Source organism: Tissierellales bacterium, from assembly GCA_025210965.1.
Taxonomy (GTDB): Bacteria; Bacillota; Clostridia; order Tissierellales; family JAOAQY01; genus JAOAQY01.
This window is the reverse complement of the sequence record JAOAQY010000088.1, coordinates 1-11445: the sequence shown is the minus strand read 5'-3', so window position 1 is coordinate 11445 and position 11445 is coordinate 1. Positions and strand designations below refer to the sequence as shown.

At 31.9% G+C, this 11445-nt stretch carries 7 protein-coding genes; 6 read left to right on the top strand and 1 reads right to left on the bottom strand.

Going from position 1 to position 11445, the window contains the following annotated elements; translation table 11 throughout:
* The 6 genes from N4A40_06635 to N4A40_06610 form a co-directional block, all read left to right on the top strand.
* The coding region (locus N4A40_06635; protein ID MCT4661523.1) for an alpha/beta hydrolase at positions 1-705 on the top strand (705 nt) is incomplete at its 5' end.
* 156 nt (positions 706-861) lie between these two features.
* Positions 862-1305, top strand: coding sequence for a DUF1499 domain-containing protein (locus N4A40_06630; protein ID MCT4661522.1), 444 nt, complete (start codon positions 862-864; stop codon positions 1303-1305).
* Between the two features lie 91 nt (positions 1306-1396).
* On the top strand, positions 1397-2137 hold the full coding sequence (locus N4A40_06625; protein MCT4661521.1) for a PIG-L family deacetylase: 741 nt from the start codon (positions 1397-1399) through the stop codon (positions 2135-2137).
* Between the two features lie 188 nt (positions 2138-2325).
* Entirely contained in the window at positions 2326-3750 is a 1425-nt protein-coding gene (locus N4A40_06620; protein ID MCT4661520.1) for a sensor domain-containing diguanylate cyclase, read from the top strand.
* 185 nt (positions 3751-3935) lie between these two features.
* Positions 3936-7355: an ankyrin repeat domain-containing protein gene (locus N4A40_06615; GenBank protein ID MCT4661519.1), complete on the top strand. Its 3420-nt coding sequence runs from the start codon at positions 3936-3938 to the stop codon at positions 7353-7355.
* Between the two features lie 194 nt (positions 7356-7549).
* Positions 7550-9598: a methyl-accepting chemotaxis protein gene (locus tag N4A40_06610; GenBank protein ID MCT4661518.1), complete on the top strand. Its 2049-nt coding sequence runs from the start codon at positions 7550-7552 to the stop codon at positions 9596-9598.
* 80 nt (positions 9599-9678) lie between these two features.
* On the opposite strand, the gene N4A40_06605 is transcribed toward N4A40_06610, so the two are convergent.
* Positions 9679-11445 (bottom strand): cadherin-like beta sandwich domain-containing protein (locus N4A40_06605; protein MCT4661517.1); only part of this gene is annotated, 1767 nt, incomplete at its 5' end.

Sequence of the window (11445 nt, the reverse complement as noted above, 5' to 3'; positions counted from 1 at the left end):
GATTTTGATCCACAATATATAATTCCATGGGTAGAAGAGGCTATAAATAAGCTAAGCGATGAATCTTATTATTTGTTAGGACACTCTTTTGGAGCGACAGTTGCTGCTCATTTATGTACTTCAAGTTCACGAAAAGTAAAAAAGATGATTTTACTTGATGGAGCGTATCATGATTCGAAATTTGCGTATGAGTACAATACAAAATTGTATGAACTTGGAAAGTTAAGCTACAAGCCTTTTAGCTGTTTAGAAGATGAAGTTAATTATTATATAGATGACTTTGATAATTATATTTTTGATGAATACGAACAGGCTGTTCAAACCGAACTTAACAATCATAGTAGAAATAACGAATTTATTAGAGAAGCAATAGAGGAGTTAATTGTAGAAAGCAGAGTGGGCTATAGATGGCATGCAAGTGGCAAAACTGCAAAAAAGGCACTGAAGTTTCAGTATAATTCACAAAAAACAATAGAATTTGAAAAAACAAACGTACCCGTATTACTTATATATTCTAAACAACCATTTGAACTAGTTGAGTGTCGAGAATTACAAATAAACGAATTTAGATCTAAATTTGATTTAGTAGTTAAAGCATATGAAAATGCTGGACATATGATTCATTACGATGAGCCTAAACTATTAGCCAAAGATATAAGGAGCTTTTTTAGTGATGATTTTGAATCTAATTCAAAAATAGAATAGCAATATGATATAATAATTGTAAAAAATATATTTAGAAGTTACAATTATGATTTATTTTAGAGCATTTAAAACCGGGCATAAAAGTAAGTAACGTTTAGTCTTGATTGAGAATTTCAAATGCAATAAATTAGAGAAAATAGAAGGAGCATGGTGTGTATGAAGCTTAAAATAGTACTGATTATACTAGGAATTATTGTATGTTTGATGTTTATAAAAAATAATACTATGCCAAGAAATTTAGGCGTAAATAATGGCAAACTTGCAAAAATGCCAAGTTCTCCAAATGCAGTGTCATCTCAAGCAAAAACCGAAGAAAAGCAAGTTGCGCCACTCTTATATATAGAAGATAAGTCGAAATCGAAATTGAAGATAGAGAGTATTATAGGCGAATATCAGTCAGCAGAAATAATAACTAATACTGAGAATTATATACATGTGGTATTTAGTACAAGTAAAATGAGATTTAAAGATGATGTTGAATTTTACTTCGATGATGAAAATAAGGTGGTTCACTATAGATCAGCTTCTAGAATAGGATATTCAGACATGGGTATGAACAGAGCTAGGTATGATGAGGTAGCTGATAAATATGGTAATTAATTAGATATGATTATTTTTCTGTGTTGGCTCTGAAGAATAGATATGGAAATAATTTAGATAAAATAGTTTAGAAAAGTGCGGTGAGAGGTAGATGGTGAAAACGATTGTTGGAGTATTTGCACATCCGGATGATGAGATTAGCAGTGCCGGATTGTTAGAAAGAGCGATTAATGTAGGTCGTAATGTGCACTTAATTTGTGCCACAAGAGGAGAGGCTGGAAAGGTTAATAACAATGTGAAGGGTCACATATCGGATATTAGAACTAAAGAATTAGAAGAAAGCTGTGAGTTATTAGGAGCAGCATCTTTAAATTTTCTTGAAGTCGGTGATGGTAAGTCTGAAACTTGGGTAGCAACAAAAGTAGAGGAAAAGTTATATAAAATGATAAAGGATATAGACCCTGATATTATTATTACGTTTGATAAAAATGGTGGGAATGGACATCCTGATCATAAAGAAATATCTAGGATTACACAAAATGTTTTTGATAGAATAAATGACATAAATAAGAAACTTTATTTTGTTTCATTGTTTCCAAAAAGTTTTATGAGGAAAAAATTATGTTTATTACCAATTTCTAAAAATCGTAAAGAGCATTTTTATAAAAAATTTGCAGTAGAGGATGATCAAGTATCATTTATGATTAAACTAAATAGAAAAGAACTAAAGAAAAAATTGAATTTAGTTAAGTGTCATAGAAGTCAATTTCCAGATACTAAGGGGAGGTATTATAAGGTTCCACTAAGTATTTTTAAGATATTCGCAAGATATGAGTGTTTTTACTGTAAGGATTTGAAACAAGAGGAATTAGATAATCTAGAATTTTTCTAGTAATTACAATAGTTTACTAGATTGGAGAGGAGTCATGTCTTATAGACATGACTTTGGAATCATATAAAAAATAATTATTTTGGAATGGCCATCTTTCAATGTATAATAGTTATATGAATATTACTTTAAAGCCGATAAAATGTAGTTTTTGTTGACTTTAGTAAGTGGATTAAATAGGGGTGATTTTTTTGAAAGAAAGGCGAATTATTCCAATTAATGCGGTGATTTTGACAGTAATTGTAATCGTCATGTTTTTTGTGACACTTTTGACTCAGAATATAATAAAAGAACTTGCAATGCGAGATATTAAAAATATCACGAGGCTTACAAATATAAATATATATAGCGAAATAAACAAAGAATTGATAGAGCCTATAAATAGTTCGCTCATAATGGCTCAAAATACATTGTTTCTTGATTTTATGAATGAGGACACACCTGAGACGGAGTCTAAAATGGCAGAATATCTTACTGCTATACAAAAGGCAACTGGGTATGAGTCTGTTTTTTTGACTCCAAATAGTACTTTGAGTTACTATCACCCAGGTGGAACAGATGAGAAGGTAAATATTGATAGTGAGCATGCATATTGGTATACAAATAGAATTGATGCCGAGGATGCATATGGGTTTGTTGTCAACACAGAACAATTAGATAATTGGGCACTTACTATATATGTTGACGCAAATATTAGAGATAGAGATGGCAATTTTGCAGGAGTGACAGGTGTTGGAAAACGAATAACACATCTTCAAAATATTCTTACAAGCTATCTTGATAATCAGGGAGTAGAAGCATATATAGTTGATGGTACTGGTATGATAAAGGTACATCGTGATAATAGCTATATCAAGAATATATCATTATATGATTTAGAGAGCATTCCAAATGAATCAATAGACATATTGCAAAGCGATGTAAATCCCATTGAGAAAATAATTGACAATAGATTTTTTATAATTCAGAAGATACCACTGCTTGATTGGTATCTAGTTGTTAGGAAGAGCAGTTCGGAGCTGACAAAGTATCTTAATCACTATAGTTTGCAGGTGATTGCTACTTTGGCATTTGGATCATTGTTTATTCTAGTTGTGACAAATTATGTTATATCTAGATACAAGAAACAAATAATAGATTTGTCAAATATCGATCATTTGACAGATATATCGAATAGAACCATATTTGAGCACGCTCTCGAAAAAGCCGTAAAAAATTCTGACAGGCAGCAGTTTTGTTTAGCAATATTTGACTTGGATAATTTAAAGAAAATCAATGATACTCTAGGTCATGCTAAAGGAGACTATATTTTAAAGTTAATAGCAGATATAGCTAAAAACAAATTCAAATCACCTGATTTTGTATCTAGAGTGGGTGGTGATGAATTTGCAGTTATGATATACCGACCGCTAGAAGAGGCTCAGTTATCTATGGAGAAATTTAAAAATATGATAGATGACAATGAAGATCTTAAAAGAGTAGATGGTACTGTAAGTATAGGAATAACTGAGGGTAATAAGTTTGACACTGGAACTAGAGTATACAAAAGGGCTGACAAGGCGCTGTATAGATCAAAAAACGATGGCAAAAATAGAATTACAATTATTAAAGTTTAAGTAAAGAAACTCTAAGACGGAGATTTTGTCTTAGAGTTTCTTATTTGTTACAACGTAAAAGATTGTTTTTTGTTAATAAAAATCATGATATTGGTAACTAATGTAAATACTATGATTGCCGACATTATTATGAGGAAATAAAATTGTTTGTTTAGTTAAAAAATAAATATGTAAGGGGTTTGTTAATGATTAAGAATTTATTTAAAAAAGCTGATATTTTTCAGTTAATTAGAAAAGGGAATGTAAAAAAGGTAGATGAAAAATTAAATGAAGATGTGATATATGAAAGAAGTGAGGATGGATATTTCCCGATTGAAATCGCATTACTTTCAAATCAATTAGAAATCGTGAAGCTGTTCGTTTCAAGAGGCGTAGAGATTCCAGACAAAATAGATGATATTGGCATCATACACAAGCTTGTGCAGGAAAATTGTAGCAATTATGAGCTTATAAAGTATATAGTAGAGGTTAATGGAAATGTCAATTACTTGTCTAGTGGAGTCAGTGCATTAGGAGAGTGTATGAAGTGTAGACAAACTGATTTCAAAATGGTAAAAACGTTGTTGGAGCTTGGCGCTGATGTCAACGCTTCATCAGATCACTGGCTTACTCCGTTAGTACTGCTCATAAAAAATTATGATAAAAGTACAACTGAAAAAATTAAGATGTTAAAGCTATTTGAAAATAGTAATGTTGAATTTAAAACAAAGAGAAATCCTTTTTTCTTTGGAAATAATAGAACTAATTTATATTTGCCGGTATTACAAAATCGAGAACATAAATTGTTTATACAGCTTTTGAGAAATTTAAAGAATATAACTGATGAAGAGATGGATACTATAAAAAATTATATAAATCAGTCGAACTTCACAGGTAAGATATTAGATGAATTATTGGTTACAAATGAAGAACTTTCTCTAAATCTATATTTTCCTGCAAGTATCTACCAATATAGTGAACTTGTAAAGCAGATTGAAACAAGAGATATAGAGACTATGCAAAATGAAAATTTTGTATTAGAATTTTGCATTAATGAGAAATTATTATTGGAAGAGAAAAAAGATTTGATTCAAAAATTCATTTCAAAAGGTGGAGAATTAAAGGGAATAAAAAAATTTGGAAGAGATGATACGTACGGATTTAATCTACTAAGCTATATAGCGTGTTTTACACAAGGTAAGCATTTTTTAGAGTTAGTGGAGTATTTGATTGAAGAAGGAGCAGAAATAGAGTGTGATGGAGAGAGTGCTTTGTTCAATGCGCTTTGGTTTGCAAAAAAGGATTATGCTGAGCTATTTTTAAGAAAAGGAGCAAATATAAACTTTGTTTGCGAAAATGGGGATAGAGTTTTTTCAAGAATTGGAATGGTTACAATTCAAGGGAATGAATCGGGATTTGATGAGTGTTTTGATCTCATGAAATTAGTATATTCGCATATAGATGATTCAAAAGAGAGAATAGATTTGATGCAAAGACCGTATCAATATAGAAGCAGTGATGAAAATGACTATGTGAAAACAAATCCTTTTTGTTTTTTTGTGTTTACATATATTAGCCAAATAGAAATGAAAGTGCTAGATTATTATTTTGAAAATGGTTTTGATATGAATACTACAACTCACTATGAAGAACTTGATTTCAATATGCTTAGGCATATATTTAATTCTAGAAATCAAGAATTTTTGATGAATGTATTGAAAACACATACTGAGATAGACACTTGTGAAGACGATGGATATCCTTATGTACTCAATTATTTGAAAACCGAAAATTATGAGTTGATTGAGTTACTTATAAGGCGTCTTAGCGATATAAATAGAATATTTACTGTAAATGGCAACAACACAACATTATTTGAGCAGTCTATAGTTCATTCGACGTCAAATGAAGAAGTTTCTAGAATTATATTGGATTGTCGAGAAGATTTAGATGTGGATTATAGTTTAAAAGTATCTACTATAGTCAATGCTTTTAAGGCTAAATATACTATTGAAACTATGGAAAAAATAATCAAAAATGCGAAAGATGTAGATAAAAGATTTGAGTATCAGATGTATTCTAATTGCAAGAAGTCTCATTTTACTCCACTTACTTTTGTTTGTAGTGCTCAACCATTTTATGATGATGCGAGGGAATTATCTGTTGACCAGACGTATGAGTATGTTATTAATGTTGCTAAAATGCTGATAGATGAAGGCGCTGATGTGAATGCTAAATTCAAAAGTGAGAGGATAGAAAGAAAATATGCGGTTGGAGTTGAAAAAGAGGAAGACTCGATATTAGAAAGGGCATTTGTCTCAGATGAAATTTATTCGGGAACTAAAATTTCAGAACTTCTTTTATCAAGTGGAGCGGATATCAAAGTTACAACAGGGGCATTTAATACTAGAATAGAGCATTTCCTAACTCTTTGGGACCATTTTGATGATGATACATGCATTTCGCACTTTGAGTTGCTTAAAAAATATAGAAGTGAAGATTTGGATTTAAATGTCAAGACCAATTTAGGTAACAATACTGTTTTATCAGCTGCACAGCATTGCCGCGCGAAGTTGATTCAATGGTTAATAGAGAACGGGGCAGATCAATTTATGATTGGAGGACATGACAATTCAAATGCTATCGATAGAGCTATAACTGTTTGGCCAGATAAAGAGCCACAAGCAAGAGTTGAGACGGTAAAAGTTTTACTAGAAGCTGGACTTGATATTGAAATTAGGAATCCTCAGAGTCAAACTCCACTTATGGCGGCAGCTGAAGTTGGCGCGCTTGATGTTGTCAAGTTCTTGCTAGAAAATGGAGCTGATGTGGAAGCTGTCAGTGATGAAGGAGAAAATGCAATCTGTTTTGCTGTTAAAGGGGCATATGACTATCAGTTTACTAGAAAATCAGGGATGAATGAAAGTAACAAGATTAGGATTATAAATTTACTAGTTGAGTATGGCTGTGATATAAACTGTGTACCACTAGAGGGACTAACACCTCTAGGATATTCAATTTGGGGTAAATACAATGAAATTTTTAATTGCTTAATGAAATTAGGTGCGGATATTAATTTGAAGGATTCATTTGGCATTACGCCGCTTATGAGAACTATCTTGTGTGAAAATGTAAATGCAAAGCGAAGTTTGTTGTCTAATGATAACATTGATGTGAGTATAGAAGATAAAAATGGTCAAAATATCTTATTTTACTTAGTTAGAGAAGCTGATACGGACGATAATGTAAATGAATTTATTAAGTTCATAAATGAGTACAAGGCTCCTTATACAAAAAATGATTTTGGAGAATATCCTTTATTTTATGCAGCTGAAGGTAGAATTAATTTCACAAGAGCAATTCTACAAATAGATGCTGATTTAAATTGTGAAGATGTGAAGGGAGCTACTCCGCTTTTAATTGCTTGTGGTTTTTATATAGAATATGCTGATGATTTTAGATTTGGCATCCAAGAGATAATCATAGAGGCATTAATCAAAAAGGGAGCTGATATTAACTATAATAATAAAAATGGCATTAGCGCTTTAGATATAGCAAAAAGAATAAATAATTCATCTCTTGTAGATTATTTATTGTCTTTAGGTGCTAAACCTAAACAAATTTAATACAAAACCATATTTGATACAAAACCATATTTGATACAAAACCATATTTTGACAAAGTTCCATATAGAAAGTATTATTGTATATAAGGATGCTAGATAATCTTGTTTGGGTGGCTATATTGCTATAATGCATAGCTTTGAATTTAGGCAATATGGTGCTCGGGGGTATTTTAAAATACAATATGGGGTGAGTTAATGTTTTACAAAAATTTGAGAAGTATTAGATCAAAAATGCTGATGGTCATTATTCCAATCATATTGATTGCATCTATTGCGATCGCTAGCATTATAGTGCAAAGTGCGAAGTCAAGTCTTGAGAGTGAAATTGATGGAAAGACGGCTATCACATTAAGTGAGGTTGGTGAATCTATTGAGCATGAATTTACAGCACATAGACAGGTGGCACAGTCTATAGCATCTGTCTATGGAGCTAAAGGAAATAAACTCAGTAAACAAGACTATAGAGCTATAATTGAAAAGATTGTAGTTATGAACTCAAATACATTGGGTTCTGGAATTTGGATTGATGAGTATAAGTACAGTGAAAATGAAAGGTATTTTGGTCCATATGTATATAAAGATGGTAATAATTTGATATATACTGATGGCTATGAAACAGAAGAGTATGATTATCCAAGTCTAGATTGGTTTATAGATGGCAAGAACACAAAAAATAATGCGAATTGGACAAGTCCATATTATGACGATGATACTAAAATCACTATGATTACTACTTCAGTACCAGTTAAAACTTCAAATGGAGTGGTAGGAGTTGTTTCGGCGGATTATGATTTGAGTACTATCCAGCAGATGGTATCAGAAGTTAAAGTTGGGGAAGAGGGGTATTCGTTTTTGCTAGATAGCGAAGGTTTATTTATAGCTCATAAAGATTCGCAAAAAGTTATGAAGCAGAATATAAGAGATGACAAAGATTTGAAAAATATAGCGGCAGATATATTCAAAGTTGATAGTGATTCGATAAGTGTAGATATAGGTGGTGAAGCGTATAAGGCTTATTTTCTAACACTTAAGAGCACTGGATGGAAACTCGTAGTCATGCTTCCAGAAAATGAACTTTTTCAGGCTGTAAATAGCATGTTGACAAAAACGATAATAGTTACTCTTGTTATATTGGTGCTAGCGTTTGTATTGGTTAGTTTGTATAGCAATTCATTGACTAAAAGTATAAAAGCTTTTGGTGAGAAACTTAGCTATCTTGCTAAAGGAGATTTGACTAGAGAGATTGAGGTTACATCAAGAGATGAGATTGGAAAGATGGGAGAGCATTACAATACTTCTATCAGAACTCTAAGAGGTCTAGTAAATCAAATTTCAGATAGCTCAGGCAATGTAGCTATTACATCAGAGCGATTGGCAATGACATCTGGACAAGCATCTACTGCTTCTGATGAGGTTTCAAAGACCATAGAAGAGATTGCTAATGGTGCTAGTGAACAGGCGAGAGATATCGAACAAACAGCAGAAAATGTAAATGAATTAGGTGACCTTCTTGAGAAAGATGCGGTTTATATTCATGAGTTGAATAAAGCGGCTGTGCAAATTGAAAATCAAAAAGAAGAGGGCTTTGTCATATTAGATGAGCTAAATACCAAGACAGGTCAAAATAATGATGCAGTCGCAAATGTGTACGATATTATTATGAGTAATAATGAAAGTGCAGAAAAGATTGAAACAGCTAGCGAGATGATACAAAGCATTGCAGATCAGACCAATCTTTTAGCTCTAAATGCGGCGATTGAAGCGGCTAGAGCTGGAGAAGCTGGTAAAGGATTTGCCGTTGTAGCAGAAGAGATACGAAAACTAGCAGAAGAATCTAATAATTTTACAAAAGATATAAAAGCTGTCATTGATGAATTAAAAGACAAATCTCAAAAAGCTGTAGGTTTGATTCAGGAAACAAAAATAATTGTAAATGATCAAGCTCGTAGTGTTAGCGAGACTGGCGGCAAGTTCAATGGTATTGCAAAAGAAATAGATGCTATAAAAGATATCATTGATAAGTTAAATAGTTCGGTAGAGCTAATGGCGCAAAATAAAAATGATGTCGTAGAGCTTAGTCAAAATCTATCTGCATTTTCAGAGGAAAACGCTGCGAGTACAGAAGAGGCATCAGCTGCGATGGAGGAACAGGCAGCTACTATTGCTGAAATTGCAGAGTCAGGAAATAATTTGGCTCTAATAGCAGAAGAGCTTAGCACTATAATCGGACAATTTGAAATTTAGGCGATTTTTTTAATAAAAAAACTATCTTAGAATCTTTTACAATGAAATTGTATTTTAGATTTTAAGATAGTTTTTTGTTGCTATTTAATTATTATGTTGTTGAATTCGTCTAGATCAAAAGATCTTGATATAGGATTTGAATTTATTGTGTTGAATTTAATCCAAGTTCTGTGGTTTAAATCTGTGTGACCATTTAATTTTGCATTGTTTATGACTAGATAATAAGTTTCTCCTGGTTCATAATCTGTTTTAGGGATTATTTTAATTGATCGACTATCGCTTAATTCTATTTCAAATTCTTTGTCGTGTTTTTCTTCATCAAATAGTTCTATATCGCAAGTAGTTATTATTTTTTCATTTATGTCTCTGTTAAAGCTTATAGTCCAATCTTTATCAAGAGCGACATCGTCATATTCTTTGAATTTTTCTTCAGGCAATTCATAAGAGCATATGTCGAATTTGTATCTTTTATCATTTGATAGATGTGTATCATCTGCAGCTAATAATTCATGTGTAAGGTATAGATAATAAGATCTACAGGTTTCAAAGCATTCATCTGGTGTGATTTTTATTCTATCATTTTCTAAGAAATCTATTGTTAGAGGTACTTTGTTTTTAAAACAATCATATATATAGATGTTATCATCATTAAATGAATCTTCATTGATTGATTTGTTGAATTTTATTACAAAGCTTTTATCTTCTAAGAAATTAGTTTCAAAGTAGGTGCTTTGACCACTAAACTGAGGGTCAGGATCATTGTCTAATGGTAAACCAATTATAGAGAAATTACTGAATTTATCTACCCAAATATTTATACCAGTAGGATTACCATCTTCATCATATGCAACTTCACCTTTGTCTACTTTAGTATCTCCATCGGAGTGTTCTACAAAGACAGCAAGAGGGGCAACAAATGTATCTATTTCCTCTTGAGTAGTTGGAATATCTACATTTTTAAGAGGCACAAATATTTTTGTTCTAGATGAAAAGTTTGTGCTGATAGCTATAGTCGTTCCAATTTTTTTTGAACCTGAAACTACACTTGCAATCATTTCGTCTACATGCTTTTCTTCTACAGGGTCGTCGATTTTTCTTATATTGATTTTTATATCATCTGATTTTATATCTTCTAATGTGTCTTTCGGTATATCAAGCTTTGCATTATCAGATTCAATTGTTAGATCTATATCGTTTTCGCTTAATTTTTCAACAGATTCTTTTTTTAGAGTAAATTCCGATTCGTCGGCTTCTTTCCCTTGTACTTGTTTTACTTGGATGATAGCCTTATGATTTTCTGTTTCTAAAGCTTTTTTTACAGTTTCATCTGCTTTGGTTTTGTCAAATTCTATATTGTCTTTTATTTTTCCGTCTTCTTCTTTTCTATTAATCACAACTTTTGCAGCTGTCTGATTGTCAGTTCCATCGTCTTCATCATCGACAATTACATCAACTTCTATGTCTTTTCCATCATCTGGTTCAGGCTGTGGGTCAGGCGTTGGTATAGGTGCAGACTGTCTATTTATAGTAATTGTATAAGTTTTTTGAGTAGAGCCATCTTCAGCAGTGATAACGATGTCAATGACATTATCCCCAACAGATAAACTAGTATTAGAAGATGCATTACCCGAAGTAGTATTATTACCATCGACAGTCAAGGCACTATAGCTTAAATCATTAGCAGTTGGAGTAAAATTAATACTAGTATTGGAATAAGGTAAATTTATGCTGTAGCTGGTAGTACTAGAGTCAAAAGCAGGGCTGAGGCTACCGTAGTTAGGAACCAAATTAGAAAGAGTAGCATCAGTCGAAAGCGCATCTCTAATTACTGTAACAGTATAAGTTTT